The organism is Clostridium sp. AM34-11AC, assembly GCF_003435375.1.
Lineage (GTDB): Bacteria > Bacillota > Clostridia > Lachnospirales > Lachnospiraceae > Pilosibacter > Pilosibacter fragilis.
The window spans coordinates 1-25,060 of the sequence record NZ_QWGL01000002.1; the positions used below are offsets into that span (position 1 = coordinate 1).

The following is a 25,060-nucleotide window of genomic DNA, read 5'->3' on the forward strand; positions in this document are numbered from 1 at the left end:
TCTACTTTTTCTTGAAATACCCAAAACTCAGAAAGAACCGACACACCTCGGAAACAGCGGTTCTTTTTATTTATGCGTAATAATCCAGTTCGATGATAAATTAAGCCATTGCGCTTACAGCTTTAGCCAAACGGGATACTTTTCTGGAAGCGGTATTCTTGTGATATACGCCCTTGGAAGTAGCCTTATCGATTTCGCTTGTAGCAGCAAGAAGTGCAGCCTGTGCAGCAGCCTTGTCACCAGCAGTAATTGCAGCCTCTACCTTCTTAACGAAAGTTTTCACTTTGGATCTGATTGCTTTGTTTCTAGCAGCTCTTGTCTCTGCTACTACGATTCTTTTCTTTGCAGATTTGATGTTAGCCAATCTGTACACCTCCATATTATTTTAAAAAATTATCTCTGTTTGTTTTGCATCAAAGCCTGGACACGGACAGTTCAATGTAAACATACTATTACATTCTAGCGAATATTTCCCGGTATGTCAATACATAAATTGCTTTTTTGCGAGAAAAATAAGGAGAAAGTTGAGATAGGAGGCGTGTTTATGAGACAGGCGGATGTGGAGTTTACGGTGAGGACGGATCTGGCGCTGGAGGAGAGAGAGAAGGTGCAGGGGAGTGAGATTCCGGGGATCCGGGTGCGGGAGTGGGAGAAGGAGGAGACTGGGATCCGGGTGACGGAGGTCGCGGTGTGTGATGAGAGAGGAGAGAAGGCGCTGGGAAAGCCGGTGGGGATGTATTTGACGGTGGAGGCGGCTTCGCTGGCGAAGAAGGATGATGATTATCACAGGGAGGTCTCGGAGGAGTTGGCGGGGCTTTTGCGGGGGATGCTAAAGGAGCATGGGCTTGAGACGGAGAAGATGGGGCGGCCGGTGAGAACTCTGGTCGTTGGCCTGGGAAATCCGGAGGCGACGCCGGATGCTTTGGGACCGAAGGTTTTGGAGCATCTTCAGGCGACGAGGCATCTGGAGCTGGAGTATGGGACGGATTTTTGCAGGAAGCACGGGTATCCGGTCTTAAGCGGGATCACGCCGGGGGTCATGGCGCAGACGGGGATGGAGACGGCGGAGATCGTGAAAGGCATTGTGCAGGAGACGGAGCCGGACGCAGTGATCGTTGTGGATGCGTTGGCGGCGAGAAGTGCCGGGAGACTGGGAGTCACGGTGCAGCTATCCGATACGGGGATCCAGCCGGGATCCGGGGTCGGGAATCACCGGAGCGGGCTGACGGAGGAGACACTGGGGATTCCTGTGTTTGCGATCGGGATCCCGATGGTCGTCGGGGCGGCGGCGATCGTGTATGATACGGTTGGGGCGATGACGGAGGTGTTGAGGGAGAAGATAGGGTGTGATGTTTTGGAAAAAGATGATGAGGTAATGGAAGCGGAGGACTCGGACAGGGATCGAAATGGTGAAAAGAAAAGAAAATCCGGAGAGAAGAAGCTGGAAATTCTTCGGGTAGAAGAATCTTATGAGCTTGTTAAGGAACTCTTAAAGCCGGACCTCGGTCCCATGTATGTGACGCCCCATGATATTGATGAGCGGGTGGATTTTCTGAGCTTTACGATCTCGGAGGCGATCCATGAGGCGTTGTTCAGAACTGCATAGATTTGCGTGATATATGTGAAAAACTCTGCATTTTTTATTCGGAAATGGCTGTTGGTGCCTGGCTGATATGGTTCGGATTTTGCGGCGGCAGTATGGTTGCGCAGGTACTGAATAACCGCATATTCACATAAACTGTAAAGAAACGGCGAATCAGGCGGCAGATATGAGGCGGAGATGGTACTATTTTAAGCGGATGCTTCAGGCGGACCGCCTGTTTGTTGCGCAGATGATCGGAAATATCATCAGGATGATCCAGTATGCCGGGCGGTGGATCGTGTTGGCGGTGGTCTGCGTGGCGGCGCTGTATCTCGGACGTGGGTTGTGTGCGGGCGCATGGAAGGATTTCTATGAAAATTACGCGGTGCGGATCGCGGATGATGTGATGCGGGGATTTCTTCCGGCGTGGAAGGAGGATGAGGGTACGGCTTTTTATCTGGAGAGCAGAAAAAATGGCAGCAGGCGGACAAAGGAGTATGAGGAGATATTTGGGATCGAGAATGAGAATGGGGTACTGCGGGCAGAATGGATCGCAGACAGGGAACAAAATCAGGGAGTTTACGGAGATGATCGTAGGAAGAATGCATGGGGAAGCGGAAATGCGGATGAAAATGCACAAGACAGAACAAAAACAGAAAGTTCAGAAGAATGGGGGAATTCGGGAAAAAGCGGAACTGGAGAAAACGGATCATCCCAGAATGAAAAGACGACACTCGCAGGCCTGCTCGCAGCAGGAACCTTCAACACCGGAAATTCCGGCATCATTTTAGAAAAACTCAACGATTACGACTACCTGATGAAAAAATTCTACAACGTCCACCCCACAACAACGGCGGGCCGGGACCTGATGCGGGCGGAGAATTTCCTCGCCGCGGACCTTTCCATCGAAAAAAACGCCGACATCCCCCAGATCCTGATCTACCATACCCACTCCCAGGAGACCTACGCCGACTACCCGGAAAATTCGGAGGCGGACGTGATCCACCTCGGAGAGTGCCTGGCGAAGCTTCTCAGGGAAAAGGGGTACAACGTGTACCATGATGAGAGCGTCTACGATTACCGGAACGGAAAGCTGGACCGCAGTGCGGCGTATACCTACGCCCTCGACGGGATCTCTGGTCTCCTGCAGAAATACCCGTCTATCGAGGTGGTCTTGGATGTCCACCGGGACGGCGTCTCGGATGGGACGAGACTTGTGACGGAGATCGACGGGACGGAGACCGCGAAGATCATGTTCTTCAACGGGACATCCATGAGCCCGGACGGCCCCATCGAGTATCTTCCGAATCCAAATCTCAAGGAAAACCTGGCGTTCAGCTTCCAGATGCAGCTTCTGGCTGCTGGAAAATATCCGGGACTTACGCGAAAGATCTATTTAAAAGGCCTCCGCTATAACGAGCATGTCCGGGCGCGTTCCGCCCTCATCGAGGTGGGCGCCCAGACAAACACGTATGCGGAGGCGAAAGCGGCGATGATGCCGTTATCCGATCTCCTGGATCAGGTACTGACAGGAGAATAACAGAACATGGGAAGAGGTTACATATTGATCTTTTTCTCCCATTTTCCGGACATATAGTAGAGCTCTACGAGAACCGAAGCTACGATCCAGCCCACTGGATATCCGAATCCGACAACTGCGGCTGTATTGCAGATCGAGGTCGCGATATAGAGATAGATCTGGCGGAACAGGACAAAGGAGAACAGCATGATCAGCATTGGTGTCCTGGAATCTCCGGCTCCGCGCATCGCGCCCGCAACGACCTGGTTCGGGCAGCAGAATGCCAGCATGAACACGTTCATCCGGAGAAACATGGTTCCGTACCGGACAACGTCAGGCTCCTGGTTGAAGACTGCGACGAGCCGAGGCGCAAAGAGGAAAAGGATCCCAGCGCTGGCGAATGTAATGAGGAGTGCCAGCCGGAGAGCCACACCGGTTCCTTTTTTCGCGCGGGGCAGATTCCCGGCTCCCAGGTTCTGACTCATAAAGGTCGTGGATGCCTGTCCGATACTCTGCATCGGAAGGAAAACAAACTGGTCGATCTTTGAGTAGCTGCTCCATCCGGCCATGCAGCTGGATCCGAAGGTGTTGATATAGGACTGGACATACACGTTGGAAAATGATGTCAGTGACTGCTGAAATCCTGTCGGTAGTCCGACCATGAGGATCTGCCGGAAGATTTTTTTGTTGATCCGCAGGTCCTTCCAGGTCAGGCGGTAATTCTCCGTGCTTCTGGTGAGAACGATGAGCACGAGAATTGCGGAAACAAACTGGGAGATGATCGTCGCGTAGGCAACTCCCTCGATGGCCATGCCGAAGCCCACTACAAAAAGAAGGTCAAGGCCGATATTCATGACACTGGAGAGACAGAGGAAGTACAGCGGCCGCTTCGTATCGCCAACGGCACGCAGGATAGCACTTCCCATGTTGTATACAAGCAGACCGAAAACGCCGGAAAAATAGATCTTTAAGTATACGGAGGCGGACGGCAGGACATCATCCGGTGTGGACATAAATTTTAACATATAGGGGGCAACAAAGATTCCAAGACCTGTAAAAATGATCCCACAGATGAAGGTCACTGCCATCGTGGTCTCCACGGCAATGTGAAGCTTTTCGTCATCGTGGGCCCCATAGTACCGGCTGATGACGACACCGGCACCAACAGAGGTACCGGTAAAGAACATGACGATCATGTTGATGATGCTGGTGGTGGAACCTACGGCGGCGAGAGCATGGGAGCCGACAAAGTTTCCAACAACGAGACTGTCCACAGTGTTGTATAGCTGTTGAAAAAGGTTTCCGATCACGAGGGGAACCGCGAACATGATCAGGAGCTTTGTGATGGACCCTGAGGTCATGTCCATGGACTGCTGTTTTTTCCGAGTTTGATTCATATGTTATCTCCCGGGCAGCCATTCAGAAAACGCAGAACGGTCAAGGAATATACAGGATCTGCGAACATGAAGGATAGCTGCTGAAATGATAGAAAAGGTGGACGGGTGACGGGACGAAGAAAAGTCCTGAATATACGTGACAAAATGTTAATTAAAGTCTAAATCAGAATGGATGGAATGTCAATTGATTTTACAACACATAAAAGAATTGTAGTTACAGTTCAGCCATTACATCTTCTTGTTTTCATATTCATGAAAACAAGAAGCTTGGTGGTTCCACCATATGCTGATTTGGATGAAAAAGTGCTTATGCAAGCAAGCTTGCAACACACTTTCTCATTCAAACCAGCGCATGGCTGAACTGTAACGAATTGTAATTTGTCAGCTTTTTGTCTATTTTTTATCACATCCAAACCTCATACTACTGCTTGCGCGGAAACCTAAAAAATGCTATATTTAACATGATAAATTGCCATTCCTGTCCCCGAGGGAGAAATTCCTGTGTATAAAGGTATTTTCCGATGGACCGAACGATCAGGAGTAAAGATCTGGTGGTCCGACAAGCAGTGACAGAGAAATGGATCATATAAAGAAGAAATCATATAGAAGAGAGGAACATGAATGGTTCATTATTCCCAGGATAAAATCAGAAATTTCTGTATCATTGCCCATATCGACCACGGTAAATCCACGCTGGCGGACCGCATTATCGAGAAGACCGGTCTTTTAACCAGCCGTGAGATGCAGGCCCAGATCCTCGACAACATGGAGCTGGAGCGCGAGCGCGGAATCACGATCAAATCCCAGGCAGTCCGCACGGTTTACAAGGCAAAGGACGGCGAGGAGTATATCTTTAATCTGATCGATACCCCAGGTCACGTTGACTTTAACTATGAGGTATCCCGAAGTCTTGCGGCGTGTGACGGTGCGATCCTTGTTGTAGATGCAGCTCAGGGCATCGAGGCCCAGACGCTTGCAAATGTGTATCTTGCCCTTGACCATGATCTTGATGTTGTCCCGGTCATCAATAAGATCGACCTTCCGAGCGCTGATCCGGATCGTGTGGCGGAGGAGATTGAGGACGTGATCGGACTTGAGGCTCACGACGCACCGAGGATCTCCGCGAAGATGGGACTCAATATCGAGGATGTTTTGGAAGCAATCGTCCATAAGATCCCGGCTCCGAAGGGAGATCCGGAGGCACCGCTTCAGGCGCTGATCTTTGACTCCCTCTACGATTCCTACCGCGGTGTTATCGTATTCTGCCGTGTGAAAGAGGGAACCGTGAAGAAAGGCACCCCGATCCAGATGATGGCGACGGGAGCTTCCTACGATGTCGTTGAGGTCGGATATTTCGGCGCAGGCCAATTTATCCCCTGTGATGAGCTCCGGGCCGGCATGGTTGGATACATTACAGCCAGCATCAAGAATGTGAAAGATACCCGCGTGGGTGATACGGTGACGAACCGCTTAAATCCGTGCGCGTCCCCGCTTCCGGGATATAAGAAGGTAACACCGATGGTGTACTGCGGACTCTATCCGGCGGATGGAGCGAAATATCCGGAGCTCCGTGATGCCTTAGAGAAGCTGCAGTTAAACGATGCGTCCCTGTTCTTTGAGCCGGAGACATCCATCGCGCTGGGCTTCGGATTCCGCTGCGGATTCTTAGGGCTTTTACACCTGGAGATCATCCAGGAGCGCCTGGAGCGCGAGTACAACCTTGACCTCGTGACGACAGCACCGGGCGTTGTATACCGGATCCACAAGACGAACGGCGAGGTGATCGACCTCACGAACCCGTCCAACATGCCGGATCCGTCCGAGATCGAATATATGGAGGAGCCGATCGTCTCCGCAGAGATTATGGTGACCACAGAATTTGTGGGCGCGATCATGCAGTTATGCCAGGAGCGCCGCGGCGTTTACCTCGGCATGGAATATATGGAAGAGACGCGTGCACTCTTAAAGTATGAGCTCCCGTTAAACGAGATCATCTACGACTTCTTTGACGCGCTGAAATCAAGATCCCGCGGTTACGCGTCCTTCGACTACGAGTTGAAGGGATACGAGCAGTCACAGCTTGTAAAACTCGATATCCTGATCAATAAGGAAACTGTGGATGCCCTTTCCTTCATCGTGTTTGAGGGATCCGCTTACGAGCGCGGCAGAAAGATGTGCGAAAAGCTGAAGGATGAGATCCCGAAGCATTTATTCGAGATTCCGATCCAGGCCGCTGTGGGTGGCAAGATCATTGCCCGTGAGACGGTGAGAGCTATGAGAAAGGATGTCCTCGCGAAGTGCTACGGCGGCGATATCTCCCGTAAGAAGAAGCTTCTCGAGAAGCAGAAGGAAGGCAAGAAGCGTATGCGCCAGGTCGGAAACGTAGAGATTCCGCAGAAGGCGTTTATGAGCGTTCTGAAGCTGGATGAGGAGTAAATTAAAATATTGATCCAGATAAAAAGTCCATTTCAGATCGTTCGAAGAAATGGACTTTTTTGCACATAGATGAGGAACTATTATGAAGCTTACAACATTATGCTACATTGAAAAAGATGACGAATACCTGATGATCCATCGTATCAAGAAGAAACACGACGTCAATAAAGACAAGTGGATCGGCATTGGCGGGAAGTTTGAGCGGGGGGAGAGCCCGGAGGACTGCATTTTAAGGGAGACGAAGGAGGAGACAGGCCTGACACTCACAAGCTATAGACTTCGGGGCGTTCTGACTTTCGTGTACAATGATGATGATGCCGAAATGGAGTACATTTTCCTCTACACGGCAGATGGCTTTACAGGTGAGCTGGCAGACTGCAATGAGGGTACTCTGGAGTGGGTTCCTAAGACTGAGATCAACAGCCTGAACCTCTGGGAAGGCGACCGGATCTTCCATCGGCTCCTCGGCGAGGAAGCACCGTTCTTCTCTTTGAAACTCCGCTACCAGGATGATCTCTTAAAGGAAGCGGTCCTGGACGGAAAGCCGCTGGAGCTTCTTGATCTCCTCGATGAGAATGGAGAGCCGTCGGGACAGGTGAGAGAGCGCACGCTGGTCCATCTCAACGGTGACTGGCACCGGACGAGCCATGTCTGGGTCGTAAGAAGACGGGGGGACGGCGGACATGACCTGCTTTTACAGAAGCGGAGCCGAGGGAAGGACTCCTTCGGGGGCTGCTACGATATCTCCAGCGCCGGGCATATTCCGGCGGGACAGGACTATCTGGAGTCGGCGCTCAGGGAGTTGAAGGAAGAGCTGGGAATTGCGGCAGAGCCGGAAGACCTGCGGCTTGTCGGGGTCCATGACGGACGCTATGAAGGCGAGTTCCATGGACGGATCTTTAAGAATCATGAGAAGAGTCATGTTTTTGCTTATGAAAAGCCGGTAGAGATCGAAAAACTCAAGCTTCAGAAAGAAGAAGTGGAGTCTGTGAAGTGGATGCGGATCAAGGATGTCCTGGCGGCGGTGAAAGCCCATGATCCGGGATACTGCCTGTTCGAGGACGAGATCGAGATGCTCAGTGAGGTTCTCGCATGAACGGGGGCATGGAATTATATCTGCACATGCCGTTCTGTGTGAGAAAATGCGCTTACTGCGACTTCCTTTCATTTCCGACGGACCAGGAGACCCAGAACCTGTACACGAGGCGGCTCAGGGAAGATATTGACGCCATGGGAAAAAAATACGGGGACATTCCGGTAGATACGATCTTTATCGGCGGCGGAACCCCGTCCGTGCCGGATTCGGCGCTGATTGTCGGGATCATGGAACATGTGCGGAAGGCGTTTCATGTGGCGGAAGGCGCGGAGATTTCCATGGAGGCGAACCCTGGAACCGTGACACGGGAGAAACTCACAGATTACAGGCGGGCCGGGATCAATCGCCTGAGCTTTGGACTCCAATCAGCAAATGACAGAGAGCTAAAGCTTCTCGGCCGGATCCATACCTGGGCGGAATTCCTGGAGAGCTTCCATCTGGCCCGGGAGTGCGGGTTCACGAACATCAATATCGACCTTATGTCAGCGTTGCCGGGACAGACCCGCGAGTCCTGGAAGGACACCTTAAAGCGGGTCACGGACCTGAATCCGGAACATATCTCGGCGTACAGCCTGATCATTGAGGATGGAACTCCTTTCGGTGAGAAGTACGGGAGCGAAGAGGGACGGAAACTTCTTCCCGACGAGGATTCCGAGAGGGAGATGTACCACGAGACGAAGCGGTTCCTGCGGGACTGTGGGTATGAGCGGTACGAGATCTCAAACTATGCGAAGCCGGGGAGAGCGTGCCGCCACAATATCGGTTATTGGACAGGCTTGCCCTACCTGGGACTGGGACTCGGGGCATCCTCCTACATGGACGGCTGTAGGTTTGCGGTCAATTCCGATATGAAGCAGTATCTGGAAGAAAAGCCGGGGATGTTTACGGATGTGGAAAAGCTCACGAAGAAAGACATGGAGGAGGAATTCTTCTATGTGGGACTACGGATGACAGCGGGGGTGTCCCTCCCGGAGTTTGAGCGGAGGTTCGGGGTGTCCGCGAAGGACGTCTATCCGGGGCTCATGGAAATGTTTGTGGAGGAAAAAGCGGCAGTATTTCAGGGCGACCGGTTCGTTCTGACGGATTATGGACTTGATGTAAGCAATTATATTATGGCGCAGTTTCTGCAGGACTAAAGATCCTGCGGAGACCGCGCTTTTTTTCAGCCGTAGTTTTCGATGTCAGAGATACTGCGTGGAGTGAAAAAGGGCATGCATGCTGAGAAAAAACAAGTAGATCATAAGCGCAGCTTAAATGGTACAGAGGATAAAAAAGCAGAATACATATATAGATCATGTAAAAAACATGGTAAAAGTGCATAAAACTACTATCAAAAATGGCAATAATGTGATATGATTTGTACAATCCAATGAAATGCATGGTTGTACATTTTGCACGGAGAGATTGTATCCAAAAAACAGGGGGATATTATTATGGCTAAGGAAATGATCGCAATGCTTCTTGCAGGCGGCCAGGGTTCAAGACTCTATGCACTGACACAGAAGCTTGCAAAACCGGCAGTCCCTTTCGGCGGGAAATACAGAATTATTGATTTTCCGCTCTCGAACTGCGTAAATTCCGGAATTGATACCGTGGGAATTCTGACCCAGTACCAGCCGATGGTACTGAATGAGTATATCGGAAACGGCCAGCCGTGGGACCTCGACCGTCTTTACGGCGGAGTACATGTGCTGCCGCCGTATCAGAAGGCATCCGGTTCCGACTGGTATAAGGGAACCGCAAACGCAATCTATCAGAACATTCCGTTCATCGAGCGCTACGATCCGCAGTATGTGATCATCTTATCCGGTGATCAGATCTGCAAGCAGGATTACAGTGATTTCCTGCGCTTCCACAAGGAAAAAGGCGCAGAATTCAGTGTCGCGGTTATGGAAGTGCCGTGGGACGAGGCATCCCGTTTTGGTCTGATGGTGGCGGATGGGGACGACCGGATCACAGAGTTTCAGGAGAAACCGAAGAACCCGAAGTCGAATCTGGCTTCCATGGGAATCTATATCTTCAACTGGGATATCTTAAAGAAGTACCTGATCGAGGATGAGGCAGACCCGAATTCCGAGAATGATTTCGGAAACAACATCATTCCGAACCTCTTAAAAGACGGACGGAAGATGTACGCGTACCACTTTGCGGGATACTGGAAGGACGTTGGAACGATCTCATCCCTCTGGGAAGCAAATATGGAGGTTCTTGATCCGGAACACAGCGGGATCGATATCTTTGATGAAAACTGGAAGATCTACAGCCGGAACAGCGGTATGACCGGTCACAAGATCGGCTCCAACGCAGTCGTTGAGAATTCCATGATCACAGACGGATGCCGGATCGACGGAAGTATTAAGCATTCGATCCTGTTCTCCGGTGTCAGGGTAGAAAAGGGAGCAAAGATCGAAGATGCCGTTGTCATGGGCAAAACGGTCATAAAGGCCGGAGCTGTTGTAGAACACTGTATCGTCGCGGAAAATGTTGTGATCGGTGAAAATGCCGTTGTTGGATCCATGCCGAAGGGGGAAGAACACGGCGTTGCGACGATCGGTTCCGGAATCACCATCGGAAAGGGCGCAAAGATCGGCCCGAACGCCATGGTCAATAAAAATGTGGAGGATGGTGAAGAACAATGGTAAATTCCAATGCAAATGCGATCGGTATTATTTTTCCAAACAGTTATGATAATCTGGTGCCGGAGCTTGCGGGTGACCGCCTGATGGCATCGATCCCGTTTGCGGGACGTTACCGGATCATCGACTTTCTGCTTTCCAGTCTCGCAAACTGCGGGATCAGCAATATTGCCATCGTGGTACGGGAGAATTATCATTCCCTGATGGACCATCTGGGCTCCGGACGAGCGTGGGATCTTCTCAGAAAAAACGGAGGTCTCAGTATTTTTCCGCCCTATGCGGAGAAAAATATGAAGGTCTACAGCGGACGCGTCGAGGCACTTGAGAGCATCCTTCCGTATCTGAAATGCAAAAAAGAAAAGTATGTGATCATGATGGACGCCAATATCGCGGTGGATTTTGATTTCAACGCAATGTTAGCGGAACATATCGAGAGCGGTGCCGATGTGACGGTTGCCTACACGGAGCAGGAGATTCCGGCGGAACTGATCCGCGCAGGTGTCCACGGGGATATGTATTACACGTTAAAGCTTGATGACGGACGTGTGAGACGGATCTTTATGAATTCCGAAATGTGCGGAAAACAGAATCTATCCATGAATATTTATATTATGGATAGAGAAGCGCTGATCGACAAGATCCATGCGGCATTTGTACGTGGATACTCCTACTTCGAGCGCGATATCCTTGCGCCGCGTCTTGAGAAGTACAACATCCGCGGATATAAATATGATGGATATTACGCGAGGATCTGCGGCTTAAAGAGCTACTTCGATGAGAATATGAAACTTCTCGATGATGAGAATCTGGACGCACTATTTACCGGCGGTCAGATCTACACAAAGATCCGTGATGACAACCCGACAAGATATATTAACGGATGTAAGACAAAAAATAACCTTGTGGCTGATGGCTGCGTGATCGAAGGCGATGTGGAGAACTGTGTTCTCTTCCGAGGCGTTAAGATCGCGAAGGGCGCAAAGATCAGAAACAGTGTCCTGATGCAGGATACGGTGGTGAATGCAGGCGCACGGCTGGATTACGTTGTCACAGACAAGAACGTGACGATTGAGGTTGGCCAGGAGCTGAAGGGAACGGATACACAGCCGTTTTATGTGGCGAAGGGGCATACTGTTTAAAGATAGGAGCAAGCCTGTGAATTCAGGAGAGGTCCTGACTCACATAAGATATGTATAATTAAGAAAGGGAATCTTTCATGAGCATTTTCACATGCTCTGGAGAGATTCCCTTTTTTGCCATGCAGCAGGAAGAATTTATTAGTGGATGTCCTTCCGGTCCTGTCATATATCGGGTGGAAACTCATATAACGGGGCAGATGAACTTAAGACTGGATCAGATAGACCTCAGACCGCTCAACGCCGTGATCTCTTGTTTCCGAATGTGTGTTGTAAAAAATATCGATATGTTTTCCTTTGACGCCGCCTCCGACGTCCTCAGCGATATACTCGACACCATCGATCAAAAGGTGGCTTCCAAGCGGAATGACCCGCGGGTCAACGGCTACGGTGCGGCTTGCGGTCGCCTGGGTTCCGGTCTTTGTGAGACGGCCGTAGCCCTCGGAGCAGCTTCTGCACGGGCAGTAAGCTGTGGTCTTAAATGTACCTAAGGAAACGAGGGTGGCATTTTTGATGATCTTTGTTGCGGTATTGTACTGGTAAGCTAACGGAAGTGCTGTGCCGTTCACGCTGAGCTTGATCATGTAGGTATCATCCGGGATGGAGGACCAGTCGATCATGATCTCAAAGCCGTGGGCACCGTTTCCGATGCCGCTTTCCTTTAAGTCATTGCGCTCGATATCAGCTTCGGCGGTCTCAGATAAAAGAGACTCGCCTGTATGGGAGTTGGCCACAGTGACGGTGACGGAGACCGGGGTATCCGGGGCAGCGGAGTTCCACGCCCATCCGGAAACCTTATTTCCATCGATGCTGTCCAGGTGGCCAGAGTTTTTCGGGGTACTTGCGAATGCACATACGGTGTTTAAGAGCATCGAAATGACGGTCAGTAAAACACAGATGGTCAATCTAAATTTCTTCATATAACAATCCTTTCTTTTTTTGTTTCATATCTATTACAAATTATATGCAGATATGTAATAGAAATGTAACAATTTGGAAACAAGTATGTATTATACATAATTTTCCAAATTTGTCAAGTTTTTGGGTATTACTGCCAGGACGCAAACAGTCCCCCCATATGGCAGAAATGTTCTTAATGTGACGCAAAGCCCCCGGGATTCACAGGAAAATCCAGGGGAAAGCCGGGCGGATCCTGTAAAATCCTGGTAGAAAAAGGCGATGAAAAAAATAGTGAAAAAAATGTGAAAATTATCAAAAGCCCTTGACAAACAACACACTAAGTAATATAGTAACAACTGTAAATGTTAGCACTCCTCAATAAAGAGTGCTAATAAAGAAGAGGTGAGAGTTTTGGAACTGGATGAGAGAAAAGAAAAAATTTTAAAAGCGATTATCCAGACGTATCTGGAGACCGGTGAGCCGGTGGGATCCAGAACGATTTCCAAATACTCGGATCTGAAGCTCAGCTCCGCGACGATCCGAAATGAGATGTCTGATCTGGAAGAACTTGGCTACATCATTCAGCCGCATACCTCGGCGGGACGAATTCCTTCCGATAAAGGTTACCGCTTCTATGTTGACCAGATCATCAAGGAAAAAGATAGTCAGGTCGAGCATATGCAGGAACTGATGATCCAGCGGGTAGACCGCGTGGAACTGCTTCTGAAGCAGCTTGCAAAGGTTCTTGCCAACAATACGAACTATGCGACCCTGATCAGCGGACCGAGTTACAACCAGACAAAGTTAAAGTTTATCCAGCTCTCGAAGGTGGAGGAACACAAACTTCTGGTGGTAGTCGTTGTGGAAGGAAATATTATAAGAAACTCCTTTGTTACGATCGATGAGGAACTCAGTGACGAAGAGCTTCTGAATTTAAATATTCTTTTAAACAGCAGCCTGAACGGTCTGACGATCGAGGAGATCAACCTTGGCGTGATCGCAAAAATGAAAGAACAGGCCGGATCCCACAGAAGAGTGGTGGATCTGGTGCTGAATGAAGTCAGTGAAGTGATCCGGTCCCAGGACGAAGATCTCCAGATCTATACCAGCGGGGCAACCAATATTTTCAAATACCCGGAGCTTTCCGATACGGAAAAAGCGAGCCAGCTGATCGGTACTTTGGAACATAAAGAACTTCTCAGGGGACTGATCGACGGGCAGCAGCAGAATAAAACGGATGATACGGACAATGAAATTCAGGTCTATATCGGAGATGAAACTCCGGTCCAGAGCATGAAAGACTGCAGCATCGTAACCGCAAATTATGCGCTCGGCGATGGGATGCGCGGAACGATCGGTATCGTGGGACCAAAACGAATGGACTACGAAAAAGTCGTATCGACCTTGAGATCGTTAGTTGCGCAGCTGAACGAAACGTTTAAAAATGAAAGGTGAAGAGAGCAGTGAAAGAGAAAGAGTTAGAAAAAGAGAAAACGGAAAAAGCCGTTTCTGAGGAAAAAGAAACCAAAGAGACAGCCGCTTCCGAAAAAGAAAATAAAGAGACGTCCGAAAAAGAGGAAAAAGCTTCTGAAAAGAAGAAAGATCCGAAGGACGAGAAGATCGATGAGTTAAATGACAAGCTCAAGAGATCCATGGCGGAGTTTGATAACTACCGCAAGAGAACGGACAAGGAAAAGTCCGCAATGTATGAGATCGGTGCGAAGGATGTAATCGAAAAGATCCTTCCGATCGTCGATAACTTTGAAAGAGGTCTTAATTCCATTCCGGAAGACGCGAAAGGATCCGCGTTTGCAGACGGAATGGAAAAGATATATAAGCAATTTGTAAAGACACTCGATGATATGGGCGTTAAGCCGATCGAGGCAGTCGGAAAACCGTTCGACCCGAACTTCCACAACGCAGTGATGCATGTGGAGGATGAGAATCTCGGCGAGAATGTTGTGGCAGTGGAACTCCAGAAGGGCTACACCTACAAAGATTCCATCGTTCGTCACAGCATGGTGCAGGTTGCAAACTAACATTGAAACAATGTGATCATCCGGCAGAGACTGCTGGACGACCACTCATTCCTAATATTCCAAATTTAGAGGAGGAAAATCATTATGAGTAAGATCATTGGTATTGACTTAGGTACAACAAACAGCTGCGTAGCAGTTATGGAAGGCGGTAAACCAACAGTTATCGCTAATACAGAAGGTGTCAGAACAACACCGTCTATCGTTGCATTTACAAAGACAGGAGAAAGACTTGTGGGTGAGCCGGCAAAGCGTCAGGCAGTTACAAACGCTGACAGAACCATCTCCTCCATCAAGAGACATATGGGTACCGACTACAAGGTAGATATTGACGGCAAGAAGTACACACCGCAGGAGATCTCCGCGATGATCCTTCAGAAGTTAAAAGCAGATGCTGAGAGCTACCTCGGTGAAAAAGTAACAGAAGCTGTTATCACAGTTCCGGCTTACTTCAACGATGCCCAGCGTCAGGCAACAAAGGATGCAGGTAAGATTGCCGGTCTTGATGTAAAGCGTATCATCAACGAGCCGACAGCGGCAGCCCTTGCTTACGGTCTTGACAACGAGAAAGAGCAGAAGATCATGGTATATGACCTCGGCGGCGGTACATTCGATGTTTCCATCATCGAGATCGGTGACGGCGTTATCGAAGTTCTTGCGACGAACGGTGATACACACCTCGGCGGTGATGATTTCGATAACCGTGTCACACAGTGGATGATCGACGAGTTCAAGAAGACAGAGGGCGTAGATCTTTCCGGTGATAAGATGGCACTTCAGAGATTAAAAGAAGCTGCTGAGAAAGCAAAGAAAGAGCTTTCTTCCGCAACAACAACAAACATCAACCTTCCGTTCATCACAGCAACTGCTGAGGGACCGAAGCACTTAGATATGAACCTCACAAGAGCTAAATTCGATGAGCTGACAAGTGATCTCATTGAGAGAACAGCAATTCCGGTACAGAACGCGTTAAGAGACGCTGGTTTAACAGCAGCAGAGCTCTCCAAGGTTCTCCTCGTAGGTGGTTCCACACGTATGCTTTCCGCACAGGAAAAGGTTAAACAGTTAACAGGCAAAGAGCCGAGCAAGAGCTTAAACCCGGATGAGTGCGTAGCCATCGGTGCAGCGATCCAGGGTGGTAAGTTAGCAGGCGATGCCGGTGCAGGTGACATCCTTCTTCTCGATGTAACTCCGCTTTCCCTTTCCATCGAGACAATGGGCGGCGTTGCTACAAAGCTGATCGAGAGAAACACAACGATCCCGACAAAGAAGAGCCAGGTATTCTCCACAGCTGCTGATAACCAGACAGCCGTAGATATCCACGTTGTACAGGGTGAGCGTGAGTTCGCAAGAGACAACAAGACTCTTGGCCAGTTCCGTCTTGACGGTATCCTTCCGGCAAGAAGAGGTGTTCCGCAGATCGAAGTTACCTTCGATATCGATGCAAATGGTATCGTAAACGTATCCGCTAAGGACCTCGGCACAGGCAAAGAGCAGCACATCACCATCACATCCGGATCCAATATGTCCAAGGATGATATCGATAAGGCTGTTAAGGAGGCTGCAGCTTACGAGGCTGAGGATAAGAAGAAGAAAGAAGCGATCGATACAAGAAATGAAGCTGATTCCATGGTATTCCAGACAGAGAAGGCAATGGAAGAAGTTGGCGATAAGATCGATGCAAACGATAAGGCCGCTGTTGAGGCTGACTTGAATGCCCTCAAGGAAGCGATCAACAAAGCTCCGGCAGAGCAGATGACAGACGCCCAGGTCGAGGAGATCAAGGCAGCGAAAGAGAAACTCATGAACAGTGCGCAGAAGCTCTTCGCAAAGGTTTACGAGCAGGCTCAGGCAGCTCAGGGCGCAGCTGGAGCACAGGGTCAGGCAGGTCCGCAGGCTGGACAGAGCGCAAGCCAGGCTGGATATGGCGATGATGTCGTTGACGGTGACTACAAGGAAGTCTAAATAACAGTTTGATCGAGCCACAATGAGGGCTGGAAAGGACGTTGCAAGATAGCTTGCATAAGTCCTTTTTAGCCGGAATTGCCATTTGGCGCGAGTCAGGCACAATAAATCCGAAAGAACGCCCAAGAGGGGGCGTTCTTTCGGTTGCCTTGTATCAAGGCTTTGATCGATAACGATCCGGAAATATTGCCGCGGCAGGACTCAGCCGTGACGTCTGAAGAAAGCTTCCGTCGGCAGGTTCCGTAAAAAGGTACGCGTGAAGCGTGGTACCGCTCACTAACAGGAAAGGTAAGAATAAAGAAATGGCAGAGACCAAGCGAGATTATTACGAAGTCCTCGGCGTGCCGAAAGATGCGGACGAAGCGGCGTTAAAGAAAGCATATCGAGTTCTTGCAAAGAAATACCATCCGGACGCAAATCCGGGAGATAAAGAGGCGGAGGCAAAGTTCAAGGAAGCTTCCGAGGCATACAGCGTTTTAAGTGATCCGGAAAAGAGAAGAAAGTATGACCAGTTCGGCCATGCGGCCTTCGAGGGCGGCGCAGGCGGAGCCGGCGGCTACGGCGGATTCGATTTCAACGGAGCCGACATGGGAGATATCTTTGGAGATATTTTCGGAGATTTCTTCGGAGGTGGACGTTCCGCTTACGGAAGAAGCAGCAACGGTCCCATGCGCGGCGCAAATTTAAGAACCGGCGTAAGGATCACATTTGAAGAGGCAATCTTTGGCTGCGAGAAAGAGATCGAGCTCACATTGAAGGATGAGTGTCCGAAATGTCACGGAACAGGCGCAAAGCCTGGTACATCTCCGGTTACCTGCCCGAAATGTAACGGTAAAGGTAAGATCGTCTACACCCAGCAGTCCTTCTTCGGTCAGGTACAGAATGTCCAGACATGTCCGGACTGCCGAGGTACCGGTAAGATCGTCAAGGAGAAGTGCCCGGACTGCTACGGTACCGGATATATCTCCAGCAAGAAGAAGATTCAGGTCAAGATCCCGGCAGGTATCGACAACGGACAGAGCATCCGTATCGCAGGAAAAGGAGAGCCCGGAACGAACGGCGGCGAGAGAGGAGACCTTCTCGTTGAGGTAACCGTATCCAGAAGCCCGGTATTTATGCGCCAGGAGACATCCATCTTCTCCACAGTACCGATCTCCTTCGCAACAGCAGCCCTTGGAGGTCCGATCAAGATCAAGACCGTCGACGGCGAGGTTGAGTACGAGGTAAAACCGGGAACCCAGACCGACACGAAGGTACGTCTCCGCGGCAAGGGTGTTCCGTCTCTCAGAAATAAGAACATCCGCGGTGACCATTATGTAACGCTTGTTGTTACAGTTCCGGAGAAGCTTACGGAGGAGCAGAAAGAAGCCCTCAGAAAGTTTGATGATGCGATGAAGGGGGTTGCATCGCCGGAGGGAAAGAAGAAAGGTTTTTTCAATAAGTTAAAAGAAGATTTCAAAAATGAATAATTGAAAATAAAGCGGGAAACGCACGTTTTGCATGCAGAAATGAGCTGTAGCAGGACGTGCGTTTTTTCGTTTGTGAAATAAATATGCTAATATAAGACTATCAACCAGATCTCTTTCCTGGAGATCGCAGCCCGTAATTCCGGGCGTCTGTGGTATCTGACTTCAGTTCTGAAATCATTCCCACGAAATTGCAAAAAAACTTCATATCGTGTACAATGAAAGGAGAAACTATGACGAAAGTAAAGAGAAACTTTAAGGACAGTCTTTTCCGAATGGTATTTCATGGGAAGGAGGAGTTACTGAGTCTGTATAATGCGGTAAATGGAAGCTCGTATACGAATGCAGATGATCTGGAAATCAACACACTGGAAGACGTGGTATACATGGGAATGAAAATTATAAACGTATAACAAAACAGGCAGAACCTATCACTCCGATAAGTCCTGCCTGCTTTCGTTATATGAGAAAAGAAGTTGGCAAACGATTGTTTAGAAATCAAACATTCCAGCCGGTTTTGTATCCGGTTTCTTTGTGTCTGTGTAGGTCTTAGCTGTCTTATAGTCAACATCGTTGATCGGCCATGTCGGCTTCTTGCCTTCGTAGACTTCCTGAACGCCCATAGCTGCGAAGTAGGAAGCACGATGGGCAGCTTCAGATGTGTTGCCGCCGATATGCGGATAGATGATAACATTGTCGAGAGTTAAGAGTGGGTTAGCCGGATCAACCGGTTCCTTCTTGATTGCGTCAAGACCGGCACCTGCGATCACGCCATTCTTGCATGCCTCGTAGAGAGCATCCTCGTCCACACAGCCGCCGCGTGCGGTGTTGATTAAGAATGCTGTCGGTTTCATCATTGCGAGACGCTCTTTATTTACCATGTTCTTGGTAACCGGAGTGTTCGGGCAGTGAAGGGAAACATAGTCGCACTCTTTGAAGATGCGGTCAAGGTCGCGGACAACCTCAACGCCGTCCGGGAACTCAGAAGCTGGTTTGTACGGGTCATATGCGAGAACATTCATCTCGAATGCGAGGCAGCGCTTTGCAACGCGGCTTCCGATGTTGCCGCAGCCGATCAGACCGATGGTCTTGCCGTTTAATGTGTTCTTGCGGACTTTTAATTTTGCCTTGTAGAAGTCATTTACCCATGTCTTATGAAGGACAGTCACGTTACGGCTGCACTCTAAGATGAGTAACATAGCTGTCTCTGCAACGGAGGTGCTGTTTGCGACCGGTGCGTAGAGAGCCTGGACATTGTTGTCGTGGCAGGCCTTTACGTCAAGAGCGTCGAAACCGGCGCCGTGACGAACAATAACCTTTAAGTTCGGGTTTGACTCGATCACTTCACGTGTGATCGGTGTGATACGGACGATCATAGCGTCCGGCTGATATTCCTTGAAATCAGCGAGAACGTCCTCTGTCTCAAATCCGCGGCCGTCGATTACGGTATGACCAGCATCCTCAAGAAGCTTACGGCCTTCGGACATAATTTCCTGTGGGAGTAAAATTTTCCAACCCATGATAATACCTCCTATAATGGAACATTTTTGATAAACTGTTTTTCACTGTCTTTATTATAGCGGAGATTGTTCACAAAATAAAACAATCTGTTTTTGTAAGGTTGAAAAGGAAATGTTGTTGAAAATCGCTGGTACGAAAAGAGACGCTTATATATTATAGCACTTTCTTTTATAAGGCAAATATGCTAATATAAGATTATCAAACAGATCTCTTTCCTGGAGATCCCTGCCCGTGATTCCGGGCGTCTGTGGTATCTGACTTCAGTTCTGAAATCGTTCCCACGAAATTGCAAAAAAACTCTATATCGTGTACAATGAAAGGAGAAACTATGACGAAAGTAAAGAGAAACTTTAAAGACAGCCTTTTCCGACTGGTGTTTCATGGGAAGGAGGAGTTACTGAGCCTGTATAACGCAGTAAACGGAAGTTCGTATACGAATGCGGACGATCTGGAGATTAATACGCTGGAAGATGTGGTGTATATGGGGATGAAAAATGATGTCTCATTCTTGTTTGCACATTATCTGAATTTGTATGAAGCCCAGAGTACCAGTAATCCAAACATGCCATTGAGGGGAACCATATATTTTGGAGATCTGCTAAAGGGATGGATAGAAAGCAACCATCTTGATATGTATTCCGAAAAGCAGATCATGATCCCAAAGCCGAAGTTTCTTGTCTTTTATAACGGTTTAAAGAAGGAACCGGAAAGAAGGATTCTCCGGCTGTCAGATTCATTTGAAGGCGGGCAGGATGAGGAGGCAGCGCTGGAATGCACTGCGATCGTGTTAAATATCAATTATGGATACAATCAGGAATTAATGGAAAAGTGCCAGACACTGCACGATTATTCTTGTTTTGTGGAAAATGTGAGACAGGGAGTCCGTGCCGGAAAAACATTGGAGGAAGCTGTAGATGAAGCAATCAGTAAGTCCTTGAAAGAGGGCGTGTTGAAGGATCTTTTAAAGAAAAACAGAGCGGAGGTGCGAAACGTGGTATTGACAGAATATAACGAAGAGCTGCATCTGAAAAATGTGAGAGAATGTGGGTATGAAGAAGGATACGATAATGGATATGATAGCGGACTCGATCAGGGACGTAGGCAGAAAGAGATTGACTTAATTGTAAAAAAAGTCCGGAAAGGTCAGTCTCTGGAACAGATTGCAGATGCTTTAGAGACATCAGCAGATCAATTGAAGGAAATCTACAAGGCAGTGGTGAAAGCAGCGCCGGAGTATGATCTTGAGAAAATTAAGGGAGAGTTGAAAATAAATAACCGTTAACTGACTATAAAAAGCTACAGAAAAATTTCTAACAGGTTTCTTTTATGAAGATACAGCAAAAAACAGGCAGAACCTATCATCTTGATAAGTCCTGCCTATTTTCTCTATATGAGAAAAGAAGTTGGCTTTTACGGATCGTATGCGAGAACATTTATCTTGAATGTGAGACAGTGCTTTGTAACGCAGCTTCCGGTGTTGTCGCTGCCGATCAGATTGATGGTTCTGCCTTTAATGTGTTCTTGCGCACTTTTAATTTTATCTTGTAGAAATTGTCTGCTTTATCGCAACATACCCATGTCTTATGGAGAATAGTCACGTTACGGCTGCACTCTAAGGTGAGCTATATTGCTGCCTCTGCAATGGAGGTACTGTTTGCGACCGGTTCGTGGAGAACTTGAATGTTGTTGTCATGGTATGTTTTACGTCAAGAACGTCGAAATCGGCACCGTGACGAACGATAACTTTTAAGTTCGGGTTTGGCTCGATCACTTTGCGAGTGGTTGATGTGATACGAACGATCATAGTATACGGCTGACCTTCATGGAAATCAGTGAGAACATCAGCGGTCTCGAAAACGCGGCCGTAGATAATTATATTATGGCCTGTATCTTCAAGAGGCGTGCGGCTTTCGGACATAATTTCCTGTGACAGTAAATTTTCCAACCCATGTTCCTATAATGAAACATCTTTGATAAGCTGTTTTTCGCTGTTTTTATTATAGTGGGAAGTGTTCGCAAAATAAAACAATCTGTTTTTAGTAAGATTGAAAAGGTAATGTTGTTGAATTGAAAAAAATCACTGGTACGTCATTATACAAGTGGGTCAGCTTTGCTTAAGAAATCGACTTCATCGCCATCGCGTAGGAATAAAATTCCTGTGTGATGGCTTTTTTCATGCCTTCAGCATAGTGGGGCAGGATCAGGTCATTGCGGTAGACCAGGGAGATATCGATTTTTGAGAAAGAGTGGTTCATCCTCAGACAATGGCAGTTCTCTGGCCAAGTGATCGCCCCTTTTTTATGATCAAAAAGGATCATCGGAGACAGGAAAGCGGCTCCCTGGGCAGAACAGGCGAGTTGATAGATGATGTTCTGGTCAGATGCCTCGAGAATTGTCTTAGGCATGATTCCACAACGATCATAGGCGCGTTCTAAAAGAGAACGGATTCGGTTGTCCGAAGCGAGGAGGAGGATTGGAAAGTCTTTGAGATCAGAGACATCAAGACCTTCGATGGCACTTTTATTTAAAAGTTCCTGCCAGTGATTCGGGCAGCATTCCTTCAGAATATTATCGTGGATCAGACAGAAAAGGTATTCGGACGCTAAAGGGATCATATTTAGATTAGATGCAGTTGGAACATCAACACCGATGAAAAGATCGAGCTTTCCAGCCTGAAGAGAGTCAGCCATTTTCAGAGTATAAGACTGACGAAGATCCAGAGAAACATTTGGGTAGGCGTTGTGGTATCGCTCCCAGATTCCCGGAAAGAATACCTGGATCCGCTGCCTTGACATTCCAAGAACAAGATGACCGGAACATTCGGCGGAGAGATCCGCCAGGGATGCCATCATCTGGGATTCATTTCGCAGCATCTGTTTTGAGTAAAAAAGCATAGTCTCCCCGGCAGGTGTGAGCTTCAGATATGGTTTTCGCTGAAACAGCTCCACTCCATATTCCTCTTCTAGGCGCTTGATCGAGCCGGAGAGGGACTGCTGTGTGATATGAAGAGATTCGGATGCTTTTGTAAAATTCATTTCTTCCGCAAGTGCTACAAAGTACTGACATGTTTTAAGGTTCATAGATGCCTCCACAGGAAAATGCTGTTTAAAATTAAAAATATAACTGTTGGAAAACTGTCATAACTGTATGATAGTATAAAAACAACAAGAAATCCAGTATATTTTACAGCAAATTAACGAAAGGAAGTATTTGTGATGGTTAGATTGATGGACTGTACTTTGAGAGACGGTGCAAATGTAGTAGGAAAAGGGTTTGACGCGGAGATCACAAAGATCGTTCTGGATATCCTGACAGAGAGCAATGTTCCGATTATTGAATTCGGAAACGCAGGCGGAATCGGAGCTTATGAGGTTGCGGGATTCACAAACGCCCTGACTGACATGGAGTATCTGGATCTGGTACAGCCGTATCTGGGAAAATCAGAGATCGGCATGTTCTTAAACGCAAAGAGATTCCGCGAACCGAATGTTGAGCTTGCGGCATCCAAGGGAATGAAGTTCTTGCGCTGTGGTGCTGATGCCGGGGATGCGAGAAAGATCTCAGAAGTTCCGGTAAAAACGATCAAGAAATGCGGAATGAAAGCGTACTACTCCGCAATGAAAGCATATCTTCTCACTCCGGAAGAACTGGCGGAGGAAGCGAAGTTCTTGGAGTCCATCGGACTTGACGAATTTACGATCATGGATTCCGCCGGAACTATGATGCCGGATGACGTAAAGAGAGCAACGGAGTGTTGCAAGAACGCGGTTAAGATCCCGGTGGCTTTCCATTGTCACAATAACCTTGGACTTTCCGCAGCAAATGCCATCGCTGCCTATGAGAGCGGAGCAGATATTTTAGACTGCGGTCTTATGGGAATGGCGAGAAGCGCAGGAAACCTTCCGACAGAGGCAGCTGTGGCATTTATGCAGAAATACGGGGAGTTCAAGGATATTGACCTTTACGCGATGTTAAACGGAATCGACCAGAGACTTCTTCCGGCAATGGAAAAGCACTCCTACCATGACGCGATCCCGCCGTACGACCTGATCCTCGGCGTATCCGGAGCGCATTCCAGCTTCGGAAAGACTTTCAAGGCGGTCGCAAAAGATACAGGCGTTGATCTCTATAAACTGATCGTTGAGGTCAGCAAGATCAACAGAAAGAATCCGAGCGAAGATCTCATGAGAGAAGTGGCAGAGAAAATCAAATAAAAAGAGGGAAAAAACGTGAAAGTAGCAATCGTAGGAACATATCCGGCAGGGACATTTGAAAAGTTTAAAAATTATTTTGCCGAAAAGCCGGAAATTGAAGTGGTCGAAGTTGATACGCAGGAGAAATTTGACGCACTGACAGAGGCAGACGCCATCGTTCTTCGAATTTTAAAAATGCCGAAAGAAGTAGTCGCAAGGATCAAAGGATTAAAGATGATCATGCGCTGGGGAGCCGGCTTTGATTCGGTTGACATTGAAGAAGCAGGAAAACATGGAATTTATGTCTGCAATACTCCAGGTGCAAATGCTTATGCTGTGGCGGAGCTTACGGTGGCATTGATGTTAGCAGTCGGAAGAAAACTGATCTGCCATGACCGTGCGATTCATCAGGGGGAGTGGAGTAAGAACACATTTTTAAATCTGACGAGAACTTTAAACAATAAGGTCGTCGGCATCATCGGCGGAGGAAATATCGGTCGTCAGGTGGCAGCCAGGGTACAGGCCTTTGGATCTATAGTCCAGTATTACGATCCGTTCCGCTTACCGGAGGAGATGGAAGAAAAACTGCATATGAAATATGTAGGACTTGAGGAACTGATCCGTACAAGCGATGTGATCACTCTTCATGTACCGCTCATGGATTCTACGCGTCATATGATCGGTGAGAAAGAGATCGAAAAAATGAAGAACGGCGCGATCCTCATCAATGTTGCGAGAGGTGGGCTTATGGATGATGAGGCAGTCGTGAAGGCAGTGAACTCCGGAAAACTTTCCGGTGCCGGAATCGACTGTGTGGAGGAAGAACCGGCAAAACCGGGCAATCCGATTCTCGAAAATCCGAACATTATCGTGACACCACATGTAGGCGGCGGTTCCGCGGATATTTCTGATGTCATGTTCCCGATGATCACAGGAAATATTGAGCTGCTGGCAATTGGAAAAGAGTTGAAGTATGTGGTGAATAAACAGTATTTGGAAGGCAACAATAAAAAATTGTAAAAACGCTCTTTTTTATTGTTGGATATTATGATTCCTGTTTAATATTATTATGTTGTAAGTATTTACAAACAATTTGCAAATGATTCACAGATAAAAAATAAATTAAACAGATAGCAGAAACAATAGGGGGAAAATCAAATATTAAATGGCGTATTGG

At 48.2% G+C, this 25,060-nt stretch carries 20 protein-coding genes; 15 read left to right on the forward strand and 5 right to left on the reverse strand.

From position 1 onward, the window contains the following. Positions 1–100: 100 nt before the first annotated feature. A complete protein-coding gene (gene rpsT, locus DW826_RS03145; protein WP_021905348.1) occupies positions 101–364 on the reverse strand; it encodes a 30S ribosomal protein S20 in 264 nt (87 codons plus the stop codon). A gap of 180 nt (positions 365–544) precedes the next feature. On the opposite strand from rpsT, the gene gpr reads away from it, so the two are divergent. Beyond that, positions 545–1,606: a GPR endopeptidase gene (gene gpr / locus DW826_RS03150; RefSeq protein WP_117472274.1), complete on the forward strand. Its 1,062-nt coding sequence runs from the start codon at positions 545–547 to the stop codon at positions 1,604–1,606. 163 nt (positions 1,607–1,769) lie between these two features. Beyond that, complete coding sequence (locus DW826_RS03155; protein WP_242994031.1) at positions 1,770–3,122, forward strand: stage II sporulation protein P; 1,353 nt, start codon at positions 1,770–1,772, stop codon at positions 3,120–3,122. Between the two features lie 17 nt (positions 3,123–3,139). Here DW826_RS03155 and DW826_RS03160 read toward each other — a convergent pair whose 3' ends face one another. After that, a complete protein-coding gene (locus tag DW826_RS03160; protein WP_117472278.1) occupies positions 3,140–4,498 on the reverse strand; it encodes an MATE family efflux transporter in 1,359 nt (452 codons plus the stop codon). 621 nt (positions 4,499–5,119) lie between these two features. On the opposite strand from DW826_RS03160, the gene lepA reads away from it, so the two are divergent. The 5 genes from lepA (at position 5,120) to glgD (ending at position 11,805) form a co-directional block, all read left to right on the forward strand. Further along, on the forward strand, positions 5,120–6,934 hold the full coding sequence (lepA, locus tag DW826_RS03165; RefSeq protein ID WP_117484191.1) for a translation elongation factor 4: 1,815 nt from the start codon (positions 5,120–5,122) through the stop codon (positions 6,932–6,934). An 82-nt stretch (positions 6,935–7,016) separates the two neighbouring features. Further along, a complete protein-coding gene (locus tag DW826_RS03170; RefSeq protein ID WP_117552007.1) occupies positions 7,017–8,030 on the forward strand; it encodes an NUDIX domain-containing protein in 1,014 nt (337 codons plus the stop codon). Beyond that, on the forward strand, positions 8,027–9,166 hold the full coding sequence (hemW, locus tag DW826_RS03175) for a radical SAM family heme chaperone HemW (RefSeq protein WP_117503053.1): 1,140 nt from the start codon (positions 8,027–8,029) through the stop codon (positions 9,164–9,166). Before DW826_RS03170 ends, hemW begins: the two co-directional genes overlap by 4 nt. A gap of 297 nt (positions 9,167–9,463) precedes the next feature. Beyond that, positions 9,464–10,672, forward strand: a complete 1,209-nt coding sequence (locus DW826_RS03180; RefSeq protein WP_117470919.1) for a glucose-1-phosphate adenylyltransferase — start codon at positions 9,464–9,466, stop codon at positions 10,670–10,672. Continuing rightward, positions 10,666–11,805 carry a glucose-1-phosphate adenylyltransferase subunit GlgD gene (glgD, locus tag DW826_RS03185; protein WP_117552008.1) on the forward strand — a complete coding sequence of 380 codons (1,140 nt, stop codon included), beginning with the start codon at positions 10,666–10,668 and terminating at the stop codon, positions 11,803–11,805. Before DW826_RS03180 ends, glgD begins: the two co-directional genes overlap by 7 nt. A 203-nt stretch (positions 11,806–12,008) precedes the next feature. Here the strand turns inward: glgD and DW826_RS18550 are convergent, their stop codons facing one another. Beyond that, entirely contained in the window at positions 12,009–12,722 is a 714-nt protein-coding gene (locus DW826_RS18550; protein WP_015555032.1) for a 3D domain-containing protein, read from the reverse strand. 382 nt (positions 12,723–13,104) lie between these two features. On the opposite strand from DW826_RS18550, the gene hrcA reads away from it, so the two are divergent. The 5 genes from hrcA (at position 13,105) to DW826_RS03215 (ending at position 18,582) form a co-directional block, all read left to right on the forward strand. Then, positions 13,105–14,157 (forward strand): heat-inducible transcriptional repressor HrcA, encoded by a 1,053-nt coding sequence (gene hrcA / locus DW826_RS03195; RefSeq protein WP_117552009.1) that lies wholly within the window; start codon positions 13,105–13,107, stop codon positions 14,155–14,157. Between the two features lie 8 nt (positions 14,158–14,165). Further along, the gene (gene grpE / locus DW826_RS03200; protein WP_242990593.1) at positions 14,166–14,741 is read left to right on the forward strand and encodes a nucleotide exchange factor GrpE; all 576 of its coding nucleotides are present in this window, start codon (positions 14,166–14,168) and stop codon (positions 14,739–14,741) included. A gap of 84 nt (positions 14,742–14,825) precedes the next feature. Then, the gene (gene dnaK / locus DW826_RS03205; protein ID WP_117470916.1) at positions 14,826–16,703 is read left to right on the forward strand and encodes a molecular chaperone DnaK; all 1,878 of its coding nucleotides are present in this window, start codon (positions 14,826–14,828) and stop codon (positions 16,701–16,703) included. Positions 16,704–17,005: 302 nt separating this feature from the next. Continuing rightward, positions 17,006–18,172 (forward strand): molecular chaperone DnaJ, encoded by a 1,167-nt coding sequence (gene dnaJ, locus DW826_RS03210; protein ID WP_117503048.1) that lies wholly within the window; start codon positions 17,006–17,008, stop codon positions 18,170–18,172. Positions 18,173–18,402: 230 nt separating this feature from the next. Next, positions 18,403–18,582, forward strand: a complete 180-nt coding sequence (locus tag DW826_RS03215) for a hypothetical protein (protein ID WP_117470914.1) — start codon at positions 18,403–18,405, stop codon at positions 18,580–18,582. A 78-nt stretch (positions 18,583–18,660) separates the two neighbouring features. On the opposite strand, the gene DW826_RS03220 is transcribed toward DW826_RS03215, so the two are convergent. Further along, a complete protein-coding gene (locus DW826_RS03220; protein ID WP_015555029.1) occupies positions 18,661–19,689 on the reverse strand; it encodes a hydroxyacid dehydrogenase in 1,029 nt (342 codons plus the stop codon). Between the two features lie 329 nt (positions 19,690–20,018). Between DW826_RS03220 and DW826_RS03225 the strand changes: the two genes are divergently transcribed. After that, positions 20,019–20,972 carry a hypothetical protein gene (locus DW826_RS03225; RefSeq protein ID WP_117552010.1) on the forward strand — a complete coding sequence of 318 codons (954 nt, stop codon included), beginning with the start codon at positions 20,019–20,021 and terminating at the stop codon, positions 20,970–20,972. 832 nt (positions 20,973–21,804) lie between these two features. Here the strand turns inward: DW826_RS03225 and DW826_RS03235 are convergent. Then, positions 21,805–22,770, reverse strand: a complete 966-nt coding sequence (locus DW826_RS03235) for a LysR family transcriptional regulator (RefSeq protein ID WP_117470585.1) — start codon at positions 22,768–22,770, stop codon at positions 21,805–21,807. A gap of 135 nt (positions 22,771–22,905) precedes the next feature. Here DW826_RS03235 and DW826_RS03240 point away from each other — a divergent pair, with 135 nt between their 5' ends. After that, a complete protein-coding gene (locus DW826_RS03240) occupies positions 22,906–23,904 on the forward strand; it encodes a 4-hydroxy-2-oxovalerate aldolase (RefSeq protein ID WP_181967975.1) in 999 nt (332 codons plus the stop codon). Between the two features lie 15 nt (positions 23,905–23,919). Beyond that, positions 23,920–24,903 carry a 2-hydroxyacid dehydrogenase gene (locus DW826_RS03245; RefSeq protein ID WP_117552011.1) on the forward strand — a complete coding sequence of 328 codons (984 nt, stop codon included), beginning with the start codon at positions 23,920–23,922 and terminating at the stop codon, positions 24,901–24,903. Positions 24,904–25,060: the final 157 nt, after the last annotated feature.